The organism is Acinetobacter sp. A2 (assembly GCF_012371325.1).
Classification (GTDB): Bacteria; Pseudomonadota; Gammaproteobacteria; order Pseudomonadales; family Moraxellaceae; genus Acinetobacter.
In genome coordinates this window covers 22,826-41,237 of record NZ_JAAZQX010000020.1, presented here as the reverse complement: position 1 = coordinate 41,237, position 18,412 = coordinate 22,826, and the positions used below count along the sequence as shown (strand labels likewise).

19 protein-coding genes are annotated in these 18,412 nt (G+C 42.4%); 10 read left to right on the top strand and 9 right to left on the bottom strand.

From position 1 onward, the window contains the following. Window positions 1–32: 32 nt before the first annotated feature. Genes HHA43_RS08970 through HHA43_RS08960 form a run of 3 tightly spaced genes read right to left on the bottom strand, consistent with a single transcriptional unit; the run spans window position 33 to window position 1,452 of the window. Window positions 33–503, bottom strand: a complete 471-nt coding sequence (locus tag HHA43_RS08970) for a hypothetical protein (protein WP_168542423.1) — start codon at window positions 501–503, stop codon at window positions 33–35. 5 nt (window positions 504–508) lie between these two features. Next, window positions 509–811, bottom strand: a complete 303-nt coding sequence (locus HHA43_RS08965; protein WP_019838031.1) for a YciI family protein — start codon at window positions 809–811, stop codon at window positions 509–511. Window positions 812–840: 29 nt separating this feature from the next. After that, the gene (locus HHA43_RS08960) at window positions 841–1,452 is read right to left on the bottom strand and encodes a septation protein IspZ (protein ID WP_168542421.1); all 612 of its coding nucleotides are present in this window, start codon (window positions 1,450–1,452) and stop codon (window positions 841–843) included. Window positions 1,453–1,497: 45 nt separating this feature from the next. Here HHA43_RS08960 and HHA43_RS08955 point away from each other — a divergent pair, with 45 nt between their 5' ends. Further along, window positions 1,498–2,349 (top strand): PHP domain-containing protein, encoded by an 852-nt coding sequence (locus HHA43_RS08955; protein ID WP_168542419.1) that lies wholly within the window; start codon window positions 1,498–1,500, stop codon window positions 2,347–2,349. Window positions 2,350–2,430: 81 nt separating this feature from the next. Here the strand turns inward: HHA43_RS08955 and HHA43_RS08950 are convergent, their stop codons facing one another. After that, entirely contained in the window at window positions 2,431–3,339 is a 909-nt protein-coding gene (locus HHA43_RS08950; RefSeq protein WP_168418420.1) for a bestrophin family protein, read from the bottom strand. 68 nt (window positions 3,340–3,407) lie between these two features. Further along, on the bottom strand, window positions 3,408–4,106 hold the full coding sequence (gene radC / locus HHA43_RS08945; protein WP_168418421.1) for a RadC family protein: 699 nt from the start codon (window positions 4,104–4,106) through the stop codon (window positions 3,408–3,410). A 113-nt stretch (window positions 4,107–4,219) separates the two neighbouring features. On the opposite strand from radC, the gene coaBC reads away from it, so the two are divergent. Further along, window positions 4,220–5,494: a bifunctional phosphopantothenoylcysteine decarboxylase/phosphopantothenate--cysteine ligase CoaBC gene (gene coaBC / locus HHA43_RS08940; RefSeq protein WP_168418422.1), complete on the top strand. Its 1,275-nt coding sequence runs from the start codon at window positions 4,220–4,222 to the stop codon at window positions 5,492–5,494. Between the two features lie 80 nt (window positions 5,495–5,574). Here coaBC and secB read toward each other — a convergent pair whose 3' ends face one another. From secB to rsgA, 4 genes are all read right to left on the bottom strand, one after another. Then, window positions 5,575–6,033, bottom strand: coding sequence for a protein-export chaperone SecB (gene secB / locus HHA43_RS08935; RefSeq protein ID WP_070153851.1), 459 nt, complete (start codon window positions 6,031–6,033; stop codon window positions 5,575–5,577). Window positions 6,034–6,069: 36 nt separating this feature from the next. Then, window positions 6,070–6,324 carry a glutaredoxin 3 gene (grxC, locus tag HHA43_RS08930; protein ID WP_004976247.1) on the bottom strand — a complete coding sequence of 85 codons (255 nt, stop codon included), beginning with the start codon at window positions 6,322–6,324 and terminating at the stop codon, window positions 6,070–6,072. 33 nt (window positions 6,325–6,357) lie between these two features. Further along, window positions 6,358–6,765, bottom strand: a complete 408-nt coding sequence (locus tag HHA43_RS08925; protein WP_168418423.1) for a rhodanese-like domain-containing protein — start codon at window positions 6,763–6,765, stop codon at window positions 6,358–6,360. A gap of 94 nt (window positions 6,766–6,859) precedes the next feature. Further along, complete coding sequence (gene rsgA, locus HHA43_RS08920) at window positions 6,860–7,918, bottom strand: small ribosomal subunit biogenesis GTPase RsgA (RefSeq protein ID WP_168418424.1); 1,059 nt, start codon at window positions 7,916–7,918, stop codon at window positions 6,860–6,862. A 122-nt stretch (window positions 7,919–8,040) separates the two neighbouring features. Here rsgA and orn point away from each other — a divergent pair, with 122 nt between their 5' ends. From orn to HHA43_RS08880, 8 genes are all read left to right on the top strand, one after another. After that, a complete protein-coding gene (gene orn / locus HHA43_RS08915) occupies window positions 8,041–8,598 on the top strand; it encodes an oligoribonuclease (protein WP_004976254.1) in 558 nt (185 codons plus the stop codon). Between the two features lie 167 nt (window positions 8,599–8,765). After that, window positions 8,766–9,572 (top strand): enoyl-ACP reductase FabI, encoded by an 807-nt coding sequence (locus HHA43_RS08910; RefSeq protein WP_168418425.1) that lies wholly within the window; start codon window positions 8,766–8,768, stop codon window positions 9,570–9,572. A 183-nt stretch (window positions 9,573–9,755) separates the two neighbouring features. Then, window positions 9,756–12,500 carry a bifunctional [glutamate--ammonia ligase]-adenylyl-L-tyrosine phosphorylase/[glutamate--ammonia-ligase] adenylyltransferase gene (glnE, locus tag HHA43_RS08905; protein WP_168542417.1) on the top strand — a complete coding sequence of 915 codons (2,745 nt, stop codon included), beginning with the start codon at window positions 9,756–9,758 and terminating at the stop codon, window positions 12,498–12,500. 33 nt (window positions 12,501–12,533) lie between these two features. Beyond that, window positions 12,534–13,460, top strand: coding sequence for a branched-chain amino acid transaminase (locus HHA43_RS08900; protein WP_168525977.1), 927 nt, complete (start codon window positions 12,534–12,536; stop codon window positions 13,458–13,460). Window positions 13,461–14,210: 750 nt separating this feature from the next. Then, window positions 14,211–14,738, top strand: a complete 528-nt coding sequence (locus HHA43_RS08895) for a hypothetical protein (RefSeq protein ID WP_168542415.1) — start codon at window positions 14,211–14,213, stop codon at window positions 14,736–14,738. 98 nt (window positions 14,739–14,836) lie between these two features. Next, window positions 14,837–15,553 carry a molecular chaperone gene (locus tag HHA43_RS08890; protein ID WP_168542413.1) on the top strand — a complete coding sequence of 239 codons (717 nt, stop codon included), beginning with the start codon at window positions 14,837–14,839 and terminating at the stop codon, window positions 15,551–15,553. A 3-nt stretch (window positions 15,554–15,556) separates the two neighbouring features. Continuing rightward, window positions 15,557–17,866: a fimbria/pilus outer membrane usher protein gene (locus tag HHA43_RS08885; RefSeq protein ID WP_168542411.1), complete on the top strand. Its 2,310-nt coding sequence runs from the start codon at window positions 15,557–15,559 to the stop codon at window positions 17,864–17,866. Between the two features lie 32 nt (window positions 17,867–17,898). Next, window positions 17,899–18,324: a hypothetical protein gene (locus tag HHA43_RS08880; RefSeq protein ID WP_104470588.1), complete on the top strand. Its 426-nt coding sequence runs from the start codon at window positions 17,899–17,901 to the stop codon at window positions 18,322–18,324. Window positions 18,325–18,412: the final 88 nt, after the last annotated feature.

Below are 18,412 nucleotides of genomic sequence, written 5' to 3'. Positions count from 1 at the left end.
AAGTCCTTTAAATGAAAAGGTGCGCAGTCAGATTACCATTGACGACGACGCTTGGTATAAACATAACTGGCAATTAGAAAGCCGAGCAATACGCCTACTGCCAGTGTCGCTGCACCATATAAAAACATTTGTGCACTGCGTTCACTTTGCAGCACTTGCACTTGCACGCCTAAATTATCATTTTTAAGTTGCAGTTCCTGATTTTGTGCTAAGGCATCTAGGTTGGCCTGTTCGAGTTGTTGCAAACGTGTGCTTTGATCTTTAATCAAGGCTTTGGTTTTGGCTTCCTGAATGGCTTTATTTTTAGCAATTTGTTCGGCAGTCAGTGGTTTATTTTGAGTAGCAGGCACTGCGGGATTGCCTGCTGTGGTTGCTGAAGCTGCAGCCGCATTGCTCGCAGCCGCTGTAGGCGCAACTGCAGCAACTGTGTTCGGCATTGGCGTTGGTTCAACAGCAAAGGCGGCTGAACTCAGTAGAACAGCACTGGCAACAACGAAACGCATATTGCTTATCCTTGAGGAAAGGCTTTGTTGAATGGCTTGACGTCAATATGACTGTACACGCCTTCTTTTAAGAAAGGTTCATCTTGTAACCATGCGTCTAAGGCTTCACGGCTATCAAAGTCGACAATCATGGTGCTGCCATAAAAACCTGCTTGTGGATTGCTTGGGTCTTTAGGCATAGCGCCCGCCACAATCAAACGACCTTCTGCATCTAGCTGTTGCAAACGTGCCAAATGTAAAGGACGTGTCGCAAGACGTTTTTCCAGTGTACCTTCACGGTCAGTACAACTTAGAACAAATAAAGGCATAGCTACTCTCGAATATTGCAGATCAGAAATTATTCAGATGTTTTAAAGTATTTGCGCAATACAATAAACTGCACAATGATAAAGGAAAACATTACGATCATGTCACCAAAAGCGGTGAATTCTCCCCAATATTTTCCATCCATAAATAAAAATGCAAAAAACACATGCAGGAAGGACATCACAGCAAACATCGCAGCCCATGCATAATTCAGGTTTTTCCAGCCTGTTTCACTTAAGTTGAACACTGGGCCAAATAAGCGTTGAATAAGGGGTTTACGGTCTTTGCTGAACCACGGCGACAGTAAAAAAGCACCGGCAAAGACAATATTTAAAATGGCGGCTTTGAGGCGGATATAAAAGTCATCGCTCAGCATTAAGGTGACACCACCAAAAATGACAGTCATAAACAACACAATCCATTGTTGTTTATCTAGGCGGAATTTTTGCATGACAAATAATGCGCCATACACCACTAACATGGATATGATCAGACCTGTGGTTGCCACAAGAATATGATTATTATCGACACCGCCTGCAGAGCCGATGAGTTGTAATAATTGATGGTCGGTGTCTTTTGGATCTACAGTTTTGTATAAATAAAAGAAAATAATGAGGGGCACAAAGTCTAAAAGTGCTTTCATGTTAGAGTATCTAAATCTGATCAAATAAATGACATAGTATAAGTGATGCACGGCGTAGATTTACATACACACAGTAATATTTCTGATGGAACTTTGTCACCTGCAGAACTGGTAACTGCAGCCATTCAACAGGGTATTCACACCTTGGCATTGACTGATCATGACACGATGGATGGCGTGCTGTTAGCGCGACAAGCTGCACAGGGACAGGCTTTAGAGATTGTTTCTGGCGTGGAAATTTCGAGTCAGTGGTCACGGCCTGCCACCAAAAAGAGTTACAGCGTGCATGTGGTGGCCTTGAATATGCAAAATCCTGCGCCGTTGCAGGCGGTACTTGAACAGCAAAAACAAATTCGTGCAGAACGTGCCAAGCAAATTTGTGATTTGCTGACTCCGCTGATTGGGCAAGATATTTATAACGATGTACTGGCCAAAGTCGAGGGTGTGGCAGATCGGATTACACGTACACACATTGCCAAAACCTTGCAAGAAAAAGGTTTTGTGACACGTGTTCAGCAAGCATTTGATAAATATATTAAAGAAGGCAAAAAAGCCTATGTGAAATTTGATGGCTTGAGCCTGCAAGACACCATTCGGGTAATTCACGAAAGTCAGGGCTTTGCTGTGTTGGCGCATCCCACTCGTTATGATTTATCTGCCACCAATATTCGTTATTTGATTGAAATTTTTGCCAAATATGGGGGAGATGCTGTGGAGTTACCACCCAATATTGACCCTACTTCGACCCGTCAAATGGTGGATCGTATGATTGCTGAACATGGCCTAAAAGTATCCGTTGGCAGCGATTTTCATGGTGAAAATATGCCATGGATTAAACTGGGTAATATTCCACGAGTGAAAGAGGGGCAAGTCGGGATCTGGGAGAGTTTTGTTTAATAACTCCCTCATCCCAACCTTCTCCCAGATGAAGAAGGAGTTCCTTCCCCGTATAGAAGAGGGCTAGGGAGGGGTAATAAATTAAAGCAAATTATTGTCTTGAGCTTGAATAGGCGGTGGGGTTGGTTTGCCCAAAGTACCCAATAATTCAATTTCAATGGTACGCACCATGGCATCTAATGGTAAGTCGTTACTTTGCGTACCAAAAGGTTCTTCAATTTCAGAACTGAGCGCATCTAAGCCTAAAAAGGTATAGGCTAAAATACCGACCAAAAGTGGGGTCGCCAATCCGAGCGTAGACCCCAAACTAAACGGCAGCATAAAACAGAAAAAGTACACAGTACGATTCAGCAATACGGAGTAAGCAAATGGCAGTGGTGTGGTGGCAATACGGTCACAGCCCGTTTGCACCAAACTGAGTTCGGTCACGTGCTGATTCATTTGGGTGTAAATAATATCGGAAATTTCACCTTCTTTTAGGGCTTGCATCAACTCCCATTGAATCAGACTTAGGGTGTATTGTGGTGCGTTGGCCTGTTGATACAGTTGGGTAATCGCTTGCTGGCTCATACCACTGGTTTGTATTAATTCGGTAGGATTGGCGGTTTGATGACGCAGTCGGTCACGTAGTACGTTGGCAAATACAATGACATGCTGAATCACACGCTCACGGCGTGCCTGAGTCAGCATACGGCAGTCACGGTCAAAATGACGTGCATTGGCAATCAGCATGCCCCAGAGTTTACGTGCTTCCCACCAGCGGTCATAACAGGCACTGTTTTTAAAGCCAAGAAAGATCGATAGGACGACACCAATTAAGGTAAAGCCGACTAAGGGCAATTCAGGAAAATGAAAGTAACCAATATAGGACAAACCACCAATAATGGTGGAGAGTAACATCACTACCCCTAAAGGTGGCAAGACCTTGGGTAAAATCGTGCCCCGCCACGAAAATAATAAGTTAAATACGCTGGGTTGATCGACTATCATTTTATTAGAATCATCACAATTTTTTGATGATCTTCTGTGCTTGTGCAGGCTTTGTCAATATACAAATTTTAAGTGTGCTCAAATTTCAGCAATTGTTGCTCGGCAAAGGAAAAATTGCCCTCACTCGAAATGATGCAATGATCAATCAAACGTAGTTCTAGCAACTGACAGGCCTGTTGTATCTGCTGTGTCAGGACTAAATCTGCACGTGAGGGATGTGGCAATCCGAAAGGATGATTGTGTGCAATCACAATTGCCGTTGCGTGTTGGCTAATCGCAAAACGCAACAATTGATTAATGGAAATTTCACAAGAATTTAGCGCGCCATAGAACAGTTTTTTAAAGCTAATTTTTCTTAAACAGGCATCTAGGCAAAGTACAGCAAAGACCTCACGTGTTTCACCTAAAAGTTCAAAACGTAAATATTCCATGAGGCGTTTTGAATTGCTCAGCTCTATGGTCTCTTGTTTTAAATGTTCAGCCACATAACGCCGTCCAAGCTCTTTGACTGCCATGAGCTGCGAATATTTGCTGCTGCCCATGCCGTGAAACTGGCACAGCTCTGTGATTGGGGCATCTAATAAGGCGGTTAAGTTGCCAAAATGTTGAATCAGCAGTCGTGCTAACTCCACCGCTGAATGTTGCTGTGAGCCAGAGCGTAGGAAAATAGCCAATAGTTCGGCATCAGATAAACTGGCAGCACCTTGCTGAATGAGACGTTCACGCGGCCGTTCTTGTTCAGGCCAATGTTTAATAGATAAATGCATTGTTATTTGACTTTTTTATTCTAAATTTGAAAATTTAATCCAAGCAGATCTCTTGGGAATGACATTATTTAATGCTATTGTGAGCGCCACTGCAACAAAAAGGTGGCTTGTTTGTGAGCTTCGATTTAAGCGTCATCCCTCATAAAAACATTATTTTAGCTGTGACAGGCGGTATTGCGGCCTATAAAAGTGCGATTTTAGTACGTCGTTTAAAAGATGCGGGTTTTAGTGTTCGTGTGGTTATGACCAAAGGTGCGCAAGCCTTTATCACACCACTGACTTTTCAGGCACTGTCGGGTAATCCTGTGCATACTGAATTGCTAGATACCGAAGCCGAAGCAGGCATGGGGCATATTGAACTGGCTCGTTGGGCGGACTTAGTATTGGTTGCACCAGCCAGCTGTGACACCTTAGCCAAGTTTGCTGCAGGTCTGGCCGATGATTTACTCAGCACTTTATATTTAGCCACTAATGCCCCTGTTTGGGTAGCACCTGCCATGAATCAGCAAATGTGGGCGGCCAAAGCCACACAGCGTAATTTAACCACTTTGGTGGAAGATGGCGTGCATGTGATTATGCCTGACGCAGGCGAACAAGCCTGTGGCGATGTCGGTTTAGGGCGTATGCCTGAGCCTGAAGATTTAGCCCATCAGGTCACCCAGTATTTTCATCAGGCACAGCGTGCCTTGGTGGAAAAGTTTGGCATGTTAGCAGGAAAAAACGTCACCATTACGGCCGGGCCAACCCGTGAAGCTTTAGACCCTGTGCGTTATATTTCTAACCACAGTACCGGCAAAATGGGCTTCTCGCTGGCTGCAGCTTGTTATGCGGCAGGAGCAAAAGTTACGCTCATTACTGGCCCAGTGAGTTTAGATACACCGAATGGCGTACAGCGGATAAATGTATCTTCTGCTATTCAAATGCTAGATACCAGTTTGCAAATGCTAGAAAAGGGCTGTGATATTTTCATTGCTACAGCTGCAGTGGCCGACTACCGCGTGGCAGAAATTGCAGAACACAAAATTAAAAAGTCAGGCGATGAGCTGAATGTGGCCTTGGTGAAAAACCCAGATATTGTTGCGACTATTGCTCAGCAGGAAAAACGTCCATTTATGGTGGGTTTTGCGGCAGAAACTCGCAATGTAGAAGAATATGCAGCGGGTAAATTGGTGGCGAAAAAGCTAGATATGATTGCCTGCAATGATGTTTCCCGTGCCGATATTGGCTTTGCTTCAGATGAAAATGCCATGACCGTATTTTTTGCTGAAAGCTACCACATGGAAAAACGTGATTTGGAAAAAGCCTCGAAGCAAGAAATTGCACAGCAATTGGTTGAGGCGATACATGATGCTTTATATCGTGATCCATCACAGGATGATGAGTTTTAACCTTTATCGTATATCCATAAGTTAATGACATAAAAAAACCGCTGAAATTTCAGCGGTTTTTAGCTTAAATACAGCGTAAATTAAGCTTGGCCTTCTGCTGCAGCAGCTTGCGCACGTTGCATATTGGCTTCAAACTCGGCATCGAAGTTGATTGGGGTGAGCAATAATTGCGGGAAGCTGCCTTTGGTTACCATATCATTTACAGATTCACGTAAGAATGGGAACAAAATGTTCGGGCAGTATGCGCCCAGAATATACGGTAAACGCTCTTCTTCAACGCCATCAACTAGGAAAATACCAGCTTGGGTAACATCAACAATAAATGCAGTATCGCCACCGTTGTTGGCTTGAACCACAACTTTTAATGCCACTTCAAAGTGGGTTGGGTCTATTTTTTCTGCAGAAGATGACAGGTTAATGTTAAGTTCAGGCTGCCATTCTTTGGTAAATACTTGTGCCCCAGGAACTTCAAAAGAAATGTCTTTGGTATAAATGCGCTCTAATGCCAATTGTGGTTGAGCTTGTTGTTCTTCACTCATGTTAAATCCTTACGAGTTGGTTATATAGTGTTATGTTTATGCCAATAATTGATCGAGCTTGCCTTCGCGATCTAACGCATATAATTGGTCAAAGCCGCCAATAAACTGGTCATTGATGAAAATTTGTGGAACAGTACGATGATTGGTACGTTGCATTAATTCAACCCGTACTTCAGGCGCTTCATTCGACAAATTAATTTCTTTATAGGCAACGCCTTTACGCTCAAGGAGTTGTTTTGCACGAATGCAGTATGGACACACAGTCGTTGAATAAATAGTGACTTCAGCCATGATCGTTCTCCTTGCGAAAAATATGAGGGATAACTATTTGCTTTTTACTAAAGGTAAACCTTGTGCTTTCCAGTTGCTAATGCCGCCATCTAAACGATAGGCATCTGCATGAGCGACTTGTTGTAAAGCACTGCCTGCAACTTGACCTAAGTTACAGATAAAGACCAATGGACGATCTGAGGTTTTTAGCTCTTCAACATGCTTGGTAATTTGGCTATAGGGAATATTGCGGCTGCCACTGATATGACCTTCACGGAAATCTTTGGCATCACGTAAATCAATCAACATGGCATTTTTAGCTTTGACTAAAATACCCAAAGATTGTGGGGAAATTTTACGACCATTGCGTTGACCTTCTAACACAAAGAACAACACTACCAATACGGCCAGTGTCCCAAATAAGAAGGGATGATTCCCCATAAATTCGAACCAACGTTCCACAAGTCACCTAATTACAATTTCAAAATTGTTCAAGAGTATAGCGTATAAATATGGCGATCAAAAACACCGCTTCAAGGGCAGCGCCATAATAAAATTAATTTTTTTGTTGCGCTTCGGCAATTTCATCACAGAGTCTTAAATAACTGTCCAAACGACGCGGCAAAATTTCACCCTGTGCGGCTGCCTGTCGCAACGCACATTGCTTTTCGTGTTTATGGGTACAGTTACGGAATTGGCAATGTCCCAGCAAATTTTCAATTTCAGGAAAACCGTGCTGAATTTTATCTGCACTTAAATGCCACAAACCAAATTCACGAATACCTGGCGAGTCAATCAAGGCAGCGCCTTCGCCAAAGCCAATTAAGCGGGTAGAAGTGGTGGTGTGCTGCCCAAGGGCTGAGTTTTCCGAAATGATATTGGTCTTTTGCGCCGCTTCTGGCACGATGGCATTAATCAGCGAGCTTTTGCCTACGCCAGATTGCCCCACAAAGGCTACAGTTTCACCTGCTAAACGTGCGGCTAAATGGTCTAAATTGCCATCGGACTGGGTTTGCATAACTTCATAGCCCAAGGCCTGATATTCCTTAAGCAAGTCTAAAATTGGGTCGTTTTCTTGCAGTAAATCAGATTTGTTTAAGACCAATAGGGCTGGAATGTCTGCATCGGCACAGGCAACCAAATAGCGGTCAATTAAGCCCGGTGCAGGTTCAGGCAAAGGCGCAAACACAATAACAATCAGGCTGATATTGGCGGCAACAGGTTTGACCTTATGGTAGCGATCTGGTCGGGTCAGCAAAGACTGACGTGGATGAATCGCGCTAATAATGCCCAAACCTGTATTTGGGTCGGCCTGCCATTTCACTCGATCTCCCGTCACCAATAATTCTAAATTGGTACGGGTGTGACAGCGCCAAACACTGCCAATTTCAATGGGTTTCCAAAAAGGCTCTGGTTCGCCTGCTTGGACTATAGGCTTTTCAGGATGAATTTCAGGGACAGATAATGCTTGCACTTCCAGTTGACGGCCATAGTGTTGTACCACCAAGCCTTCTAAATCATGTGAGGTGTCAATATCTGCCTGACGTGACTTGTGTTGTTTTTCAATTCGACGTTGCTGCTGTTCAGTCAATCGACGTTTACGAATTAAAGCCATTCATATCCTAAAAACCATGAGCTCAGGATGGCAAAAATAGCATGAAGCGGGGGCACAGTTACAGCCAAGAAGCAAGAAATTTGCTACTATGTTGTTTTTAAGCCGAATAAGATTGCACATTTATGAGCAGCACGCCTGATACTCGCCTGATTTGGATTGATTTGGAAATGACCGGTCTAGATACCGACAATGACCAGATTATTGAAGTGGCCACCATTGTGACCGATGATCATCTGAATATTTTGGCAGAAGGGCCTGTGCTTGCAGTGCATCAACCTGACCGCATTTTAAATGCTATGGATGAGTGGAATACGCGTCAGCATGGGCAGTCAGGTTTAATTGAGCGTGTGCGCCGCAGCAAACTCACTGCGCAGGATGCAGAACAGCAAACCATTGAGTTTTTAAAGAAATGGGTGAATCCAAAAACATCCCCAATGTGTGGTAACTCAATTTGCCAAGACCGCCGTTTCTTGCACCGTTTAATGCCTGAATTGGAACAGTATTTTCATTACCGTAATTTGGATGTGTCTTCAGTCAAAGAACTGGCAAAGCGCTGGCGCCCTGAAATTATGAGCGGTTTGAAAAAGAACGCTTCGCATTTGGCGATGGATGACATTCGCGATTCGATTGCCGAGCTGAAATATTACCGCCAATATTTTTTTATTATGAATCAAGACTAAGCTCTATATACACACGCAAAGCTGTGCGGATGTTGCAAAAAAGAGGCAATAGCCTCTTTTTTTGTTGCCAAGTTTTTACATAATCTGCAAAAAAAGGCGCATTATGCAATTTCACTCTGTGTTCAGAATTGGCATGATACAGCGAAATATATCTAGGTGAGTTTCACATGGCACAAGGTCTTTTGGCGGGTAAGCGTTTTTTAATTGCAGGTATTGCAAGTAAATTATCTATCGCATTTGGTATTGCACAAGCATTGCATCGTGAAGGTGCAGAATTAGCATTTACTTATCCGAATGAAAAACTCAAAAAACGTGTTGATGAATTCGCTGCACAATTTGGTTCAAGTATTGTTTTGCCATGTGATGTTGGTGTAGATGCAGAAATTGAGCAAACATTTGCTGAATTGGCGAAACACTGGGATGGTTTAGACGGTTTGGTTCACTCTATTGGTTTTGCACCTGCACATACTTTAGATGGTGACTTTACCGATGTTACTGACCGTGATGGCTTTAAAGTTGCACATGACATCAGTGCTTATAGCTTAATTGCAATGGCACGTGCTGCAAAACCATTATTACAAGCCCGCCAAGGTTGCGTATTGACACTGACTTATCAAGGTTCTGAACGTGTTATGCCTAACTATAACGTGATGGGTATGGCCAAAGCTTCTTTGGAAGCAGGCGTACGTTATTTAGCTTCAAGCTTGGGTGCAGAAGGTATTCGTGTGAATGCAATTTCTGCAGGTCCAATTCGTACCCTTGCAGCATCAGGCATTAAATCATTCCGTAAAATGTTAGACCTGAATGAAAAAGTTGCACCGTTAAAACGTAACGTGACGATTGAAGATGTTGGTAATGCCGCGTTATTCCTATGCTCACCATGGGCCAACGGTATTACAGGTGAAATTCTGTATGTCGATGCAGGCTTTAATACGGTAGGCATGAGCGCAGATTTGATGCTAGATGCTGAATAAGCATTGTATTTAGTAAATCAAACCGAAGTTTAGGCTTCGGTTTTTTTATGGGTATATTTTCAAAATAGAGATATTTTGCAGATCACTGCAATTTTATTTCCTTGTTGCAGGCAACTGCTGTTATAACTAGAAAGTTGTCTTTTGACAAAACTTTAAAATAAAGCTCGGTTTTAGGTTGTGAAAATGAATGCGGAACAATTGCAAAAAACATTACATGCCAGTCAATACGCAGAACAAGTCTTGGCAAATCACGAAGCCCTGTTACAACAGGATTATGCAATTGACCAATTTCTGAAACCTCTGAGTGCAGATTATATTCATCAACTGGTCATTTCGACTTTACAAGACATCAGTGATGAAACCCTGTGGATGAAAACCCTGCGCATTTTACGTGCCCGTTTAATGTTCCGCTGGATTTGGCAAGATGCCAATCAACTGACTGATGTGGTGACACTGACGCAAGAACTTTCTGATTTTGCCGATATTTGTGTGCAAGTTGCCAAAGATTTTGCGCGAGTTCCGCTGGTTGCCAAACATGGCGAACCAATGGGATATAACGGCAAAGTGCAGGATTTGATTGTGGTGGCTATGGGTAAGCATGGCGCACAGGAGCTGAATTTATCCAGTGACATCGACCTGATTTTTGCCTTTGATGAACAAGGCGAAACCAACGGACGCAAGTGCATTGAAGTACAGCAATTCTGTATTTTATGGGGACAAAAGCTGATCTATCTGCTAGATCACATCACTGCCGATGGTTTTGTATTTCGTGTTGATATGCGTTTACGTCCGTGGGGCGATGGTTCAGCTTTGGCCATTAGTCATGTGGCATTGGAAAAATACTTAAGTCAGCATGGACGTGAATGGGAGCGCTATGCATGGATTAAGGCACGTATTATCACGGGCGGGCAAGAAGGCGATGAACTGTTGGAGATGACCCGACCTTTCGTATTTCGTAAATATGTCGATTACACCGCCTTTGAAGCCATGCGCGAAATGAAAGCCATGATTGAGCGCGAAGTGCAGCGCCGTAATATTGAAGACAATATTAAACTGGGTGCGGGGGGGATTCGTGAAGTTGAGTTTATCGTACAGGTATTTCAGCTGATTTACGGTGGCTCAAAGCTGGAATTGCAAGACCGTCAATGTTTAGTCAATTTACGCCATTTGGGTGAGGCAGAGTTATTAGAGCCGCAAGCCGTACTGGATTTAGAAGATGCCTATTTGTTCCTGCGTCGGGTTGAACATGCTATTCAAGCCTTGAATGATCAGCAAAGCCAAGCCCTACCTACCGAACCTGAACTACGTGCACGTATTAGCGATACCTTGGGTTTTGCTGACTGGGACAGCTTCATGCAGACCCTGAATGAAAAGCGTGTCAAAGTGATTTATCAGTTTGAACATTTAATTAAAGAAAATGAACCTGATTCCTTGCTAGAAAATTATAGTCAGCTAGAAAAACAACTGAATGCGGTACTGGATGATCAGGCGAAAAACCTAGTACATGAGTTTTGGTATGGGCACGGCATTAAAAAACTTACAGCCAAAGCTTTACAGCGTTTAAAAACCTTTTGGCCACACTTGATTGAAGCGGTGTTGCAATCGGAACATCCACAAATGGCATTGATGCGCTTAATGCCATTGGTTGAGTCAGTGCTGCGCCGTACCGTGTATTTGGTGATGCTGATTGAAAGCAAGGGAGCTTTACAGCGCTTGGTGAAAATGGCCACGGTTAGTCCATGGATTTGTGAAGAACTGACCCAATATCCTGTGTTGTTGGATGAATTTTTATCCATGGATTTTGAATTGCCGAAGCGCAGTGATTTGGAAGATTCGCTACGCCAGCAATTGCTGCGCATTGAGCTGGATGAAGTTGAAGATTTAATGCGGGTGCTGCGTTTATTCAAAAAATCCAATGTGCTCACGGTTGCAGCCAGTGATGTATTGGCAGAAAGCCACTTGATGAAAGTGTCCGATGCGCTGACGGATATTGCCGAAGTAACAGTAAATGCAGCTTTACAATTGGCGTATCAAATTACGGCCAAAAAGCATGGTTATCCACTCGACAGTGAAGGGCAGCGCTGTGGTTTAGAACATAATGCCTTTGCGATTATTGGCTATGGTAAGGTCGGTGGGATCGAGTTGGGCTATGGTTCAGATTTGGATTTGGTCTTTGTGCATGCCATGGATGAGCAAGCCGATACCGATGGGATGAAACCTATCAGTGGTTTTGAATTTGCCATGCGGGTTGCGCAAAAGTTTGTTTCGCTTATGACCACACAAACCCTAGATGGCCGTGTCTATGAGGTCGATACCCGTTTACGTCCTTCGGGTGAAGCAGGTTTATTGGTCACCAGTTTACGTGCTTTTGAACAATATCAGCTTAAAAGTGCATGGTTGTGGGAGCATCAAGCTTTAGTTCGTGCGCGCAGTATTGCGGGTGAGCAACGTTTACGTGACAAGTTTGAAGTATTGCGTTGTCAGATTTTGACTCAGCCACGTGAAGAAGCACATGTGCGCAGTGAAGTGCTGAAAATGCGTCAAAAAATGAAAGATCATTTGGGTTCATCCAAAGAGCAAAAAAAAGATGGAATTTTTCATTTAAAACAGGATGCAGGTGGTATCGTTGATATCGAATTTATGGCACAGTATGCGGTATTAGCCTGGAGTGGGTCGAATCCTGATCTCGCCCATTATTCCGACAACGTAAGAATCCTTGAAGATGCCGCAAAAACAGGTTGCTTATCCAGCGACGATGCGACAGCATTGATTCAAGCTTATCTCCGTGAACGAGCCGAAAGCCACCGCTTAGCCCTTGCAAATCAATCCATGCAAGTCAATGCTGCGGACTGGTACGATACCCGTGAGGTCGTTTGCAAGTTATGGCAAAGATTAATTGATCCGACTGCAATGTCTGCGTTGGATTAAAATGACTATGTATAAACATTTGGAGTGTGTGCCATGAATTTGGCTGATCGTGATGGTTTTATTTGGCAAGATGGACAATTGGTTGACTGGCGTGATGCAAAAATTCACGTCTTAACGCATACTTTACACTACAGTATGGGTGTGTTTGAGGGTGTCCGCGCTTATGAAACGCCAAACGGAACTGCGATTTTCCGTCTTCAGGACCATACTAAGCGTTTGTTAAACTCTGCCAAAATTTATCAAATGAAAGTACCATTTGATCAAGCAGCTTTAGAGCAAGCGCAAATTGACGTGGTACGTGAAAACAAACTTTCATCGTGCTACTTACGTCCATTAATCTGGATTGGTTCTGAAAAATTGGGTATCGCTGCAACCAATAACACCATTCATGCTGCTGTTGCCGCTTGGGGTTGGGGTGCATATTTAGGTGAAGAAGCGATGGCCAATGGTATTCGCGTTAAAACTTCATCATTTACGCACCATCATCCAAACGTGACTATGTGTAAAGCCAAAGCTTCAGGTAACTACACCTTGTCTATTCTTGCACACCAAGAAGTCGCGCAAGCAGGCTATGATGAAGCCATGTTGATGGACCCACAAGGTTATGTATGCCAAGGTTCTGGTGAAAACGTATTCTTAATTAGAGATGGCGTTTTACACACACCAGACATCGCAGGCGGTGCTTTAGATGGTATTACGCGTCAAACAGTGATCACCATTGCTAAAGACTTGGGTTATGAGGTGGTTGAACGCCGTATTACTCGTGATGAATTCTACATTGCCGATGAAGCCTTCTTTACAGGCACAGCAGCGGAAGTCACCCCAATTCGTGAATATGATGACCGTGTGATTGGTTGTGGTTCACGTGGCCCAATTACCACTGAAATTCAAAAAACTTTCTTTGATGCAGTTCAAGGTAAGAATGACAAATATGCACACTGGTTGACTTACGTTAAATAAGTCACGCTTGTGTGCCTGAGTGAAGAGAATTGACTCAGGTGTGATGACCCCATTCAGGCAGTGCTTGAATGGGGTTTTATTTTGTCTGCGATTACCTTATGAGCTCGCTAAACATCGAGCAAGATTTATCACTCACTTTACCGATATAGATGAATAATCAATTATTTCTTCGTTGATTTAGTGGTGTGAAAATTTGATCTTAACGATAAATTTAGTTGCTCAAAACATAGTTTTTTATAGCGAGAGGCAATCCCTGTAATTGGTGAGATTTGATGTTAAAAAGCGCTCAGTCTGTCGAATGTGATAGGAGATAGCGAATCAAATATGTGAAAAGTATAGTAAAAAATAGACTAAAAATCATAATTTAACCATTCAGTTAAAAATAAACCGACTTAAAGTGTAACAAAAGTTAAAATAAAGATAAATTAAAAATCAATAAAAACAAAATCTTAATCTAGGTGTAAAGAAATATATTTTTTTATTATCCCTAAAATTTGGGTCACAAATTTTAGGGAGTAAGCTGCTCCCTAGTTTTTTGTGATGTCATTTAAAACAGTACTTTAATCTCCTAATTTGCTGAAATTCAAAGTTTATTCAAAATTGTGTGAAATGGAGCATATAGATGGATTTTTGTGAGAAATACCTACAATGAAGAAACTCGCTAAGGATTGAGTTTCAATAATTCTAACGACATCTCAAGTGAGTGAATGATTAAAAAATGGTTTTTATAAAAGTTTATGGAGAAATGACATGTCTAAATTTATTAAAACAGCTGCAGCTGTGGTGGTTTTCGGCGCTTTTTCAACAGTAACAATGGCGGGAGGTGGTCATACTCCTCCTAAAGACCCTAAACCAACTCCAGTATGTAACGAAGGGCCATGTACAGGAAGTATTCCAATTCAAGTGATTGTGCCTAAGCGCTGTGAACTGAAAGTGAAAACACCAAGTATCTCATTAAAAGATGGTGCAGAATCTTCAGGTCAATTTTTGGTTGGAGCGAATGCAAAGTACAACTTAATGGTCGATACCGATAACCGTGTGGGGAGCAAATCAACCAAATCTCAAGCGATATCAGGTAATCATGCAGTGGGTTTAACCGTTGAAACCACGCTTGCGGGTTCATCGTCTGTGATTCAGTTAAATGATCAGAAAACCAACATTGCGCCAGGTAACAATGGCTGGAATACTTATAATGTCTTGGTTAAAAGTGACAGCGTAGGTATTTCTAAACCAGCGGGTACTTACACCGATAAATACAACATTCGAGTGTCATTCTAATTCGCTTGAACTCAATCTGAATAAGTTGGCTTTACCGACAGGGTGGAGTCAACTTTTTAGTCTAAAGAAATACAAAATAAGACATTGCTGGGGGAAGTATGAAACGATTATTGAAATATATGCTGGTTGCAGGTTGCTTATGTGTAGAAGCTGTTTATGCAAACTTGGTCATTTCACCTACGCAAATGTATTTGGGCGATAAAGCACGACAACGCAGTGCAACAGTAGTCATGGAAGCCACCGATCTTACTGAACCGAAAAGCTTTGAAATGTCTGCCTATAAATGGTCGCAAAATGCACAGGGTGAAGATGTGCTAGAACCAGAACAAGACATCTTAATTAATCCTAAAAACTTTGTTTTACAACCGAATGCACAACAAGTGATACGCGTAGGTTTTAGCCGACCACTTTCTAAGGAAGAAATGGCGCAAGAAAAAACTTGGCGTATTGTTTTTAAAGAAATTGCCCCTGTGGTGGAAGAAGACGCTTTGCAGTTTTTATTTACGATTTCAGTCCCTTTGTTTGTAGGCAAGCAAGATGCAATTAATGTAACGGCAACCCCGCGTTATCAGAATAACCGCTTATTTTTAGAGATAGAAAATCATGCTGCATCACATGTGCAAATTTCTTCGATCAGCATTCTAGACCAGAAAAAACAAGCTATCGCAACCTCTAGTGAAATGAAATATTTGTTAAATCAACAAAAACATAGCTTTGATATGGGGCAAATCAAACTCAGTGATTTGAAAAATTACATACTCAAACTTGAAACAGATAAAAGTGAGCAAGCCATTGAGTTAAAAATGAAGGGCTAAATCATGCATAGAACTCGACTGTTTTTTGCGCTGCAATGTGTCCTGTGGGGGATACCATTACAAGCCGCTGCTGCTCAGCCTGAAATGGTATTAAATAGTGTTTGGTTAAATGGCGTTGATCGTGTCGTTGAAAGTCTGGTATTGCAGCAGGATGGGCAACGCTATATGGAATGTGAGGTCTTGCAACAATTAGGTTTGCTGCAAGAGCGCTTACAACAACACAGCGCACAAACGCAGTTTTGTTCAGTAACCACTAACGATATTCAGTCTGAGCAAGATTCTGCACTGCAAGCCATTAAACTGACTGTACCAGCCAGCTATTTTATTGATGCACAATTTACCCAAACGCATGCGATTCCCTCTAAAGCGGACTTGGGTGGCTTTTTAAATTATGACGTACTGTATGCGCGTTATGATAACCATAATGAATTAAATGGCTTGGCGGAGCTTGGTATTTTTAAGGATTACTGGATTTTTAAAAATGCCATGATGTATCGCAAAGAAGCAGAACAAGACCAAGATAAGTTACTGCGTTTGAATACCAGTTTTGAAATAGAGTTTCCATCACGTTATCAGCGTTTAACCTTGGGTGATAACACCAGTGTTTATAATCCATTATTAGATACATTTAGATTTGGCGGTGTATCTTTTGGTTCAAATTTTAGTAGTTATCCAGATTTTATTTATTGGAATGTACCCACCTTAAGGGGCAGTGCGGTACTGCCATCGACAGTCGATTTATACATTAACGGCATCAATTTATATCAACAACAGATTACACCCGGACACTATAGTTTAAATACAGGCGCCAATATTCAGCAGTCGGGTGAGGCGCAGGTGGTGGTGGAAGATGTATTGGGTAACCGTACCGTGCAATCCTTTCCTGTCTATGTCACCACGCAATTACTCAAACCTGGGTTAAATGAATATAACTTTTCTGCAGGCAAGTTGCGTTATGACTATGACTACGTGTCAGATGATTATCGTGAGTTTTTTGGCAACCTTTATTTCAGACGCGGGATTACTGACAGCACGACCTTAGGCACTAATTTAAGTTACAGCAAGGATGTGCAAAATGTTGGTTTGTTATGGACACAGGCTATCAGCAAATATGCCTTGTTAGATACGCATGCAGCTTCTAGTCATAGTGACTGGGGCGATGGCTATACCTATGGTACTTCAATAAGCCGTAATGGCAGTCGGATTGCATTCGGTGCCAGTCATAAGTATTACAGCCCTGAATACCGAGGCTTGGGTTATAGCGATGCAACACAAACGGTGGAATATGACAATTTGGCCTATGTCAGTATTTTTAATGTTCCTTTAATCAACACCTTAAACGTGAACTATTTGGAACGTCGTTATCACTCCAATACTGAAAATAGTTTTGCAGATAGCCAAATGCTTACGGTCGGTTTTTCGCGTATGTTTGGGCGTCAGGCTTCAATGTCATTTTCATATTATAAAGATTTAAAAATAGAGGATAGTGACGGGGCATATTTAACCCTGAACTATCAGTTTGACCAACGCCGCAGTGCGCAACTTTCTCATAACTTTGATGAACAGACGCAGTTGCGTTATGCACAAAGTAGTCTGGCTCAAAATGGTGTGGATTACACGCTTGCTGTGCGCCACCAACAAGCAGAAGATGAGATTGGGGTAAATGCTTATACGGCGCTAAGAATGCCTATGGGTAATCTATATTTAAGCCACGATGAAAGTGAGCGTTTTAGCTATAGTCAAGCCAATTATCAGGGTGCAGTGGTTTGGTTAGATCGAAAATGGGCCATGACCAAATACGTAGACAATGCCTTTGCATTGGTAAATGTCGGTGATATTCCAAATGTAGAAGTACAACGGGCTTTAACACCAGTCGGCAAAACCAATCAAAAAGGCTATGTGTTTGTGCATGACATTGTACCTTACGTCAATTACGACGTGTCTTTTGATCAAGACCAGTTAGACATGTATGACAGCTTTGAATATTCAAGCCAAAAAGTGATTGGTATGAATCAACGTGGTTATAAAGTGAATTTTCCTGTGCAGCGTACAGGATTGATTATATTACGTTTACTTACAGCTGATCAGCAGCCGTTTGTGCAGGGAAGTGAGGTGTATTTAAGTCGTGATACCACTGAGTTTGTACCTGTGGGCAGTGATGGAAATGTACATTTATATGGTGTGAAACCCGGCAGCTATACGCTAAAAGTCAAAACCAAAGGTGGAAAGATTTGCCATAGTCAGCTTGAAGTACCTCAAGTTAAAGCTGGCACGGTTCCGCAAACAACGCAAATGGATTTGATTTGTCAGTAAGCATGTCAGCATGATGAGTGAGGGTGAGAAAAATGAAAAGATTAGAGATCGTAAAAAAAATAAGCCTGTTGTTGTGTGGCTGTTGGGTCTGTGTTCCTGCACAGGCCTGCACCATTGGTTCGGTGAGTGAGTCTTTATTGCAAATGAGCGCTCAATACCGTAGTCAGACGGCAACCAGTTTTAATGTGCGCTGTGATCGTGGTTATAGTATTCAGTTTAGTAGTCGTAATTTACGGGACAAGCACGGCAGCAGTTTTGTAAACAATGGTGCTCACCGTTTACGTACCAGTATGCGCATTATGGGTGCAAAAAATAATCTGTGGAACACGCCAATTGAAGGACAGACTTCTGCATCAGGGCATAAATACAGTGTAGCGGTAAGGTTAGATGAACAGCCGAGTTTGACAACGCCAGCAGGACGCTATACCGATGAGTTATACGTTAACTTACTGTTTTAGATGTTTTAATGTGCAGCAGGCTCATGATAATGTATTGAACAGGCAGGTATTGAATATCTGCTTTTTTTCATCTGTTCTTGGGCCGACT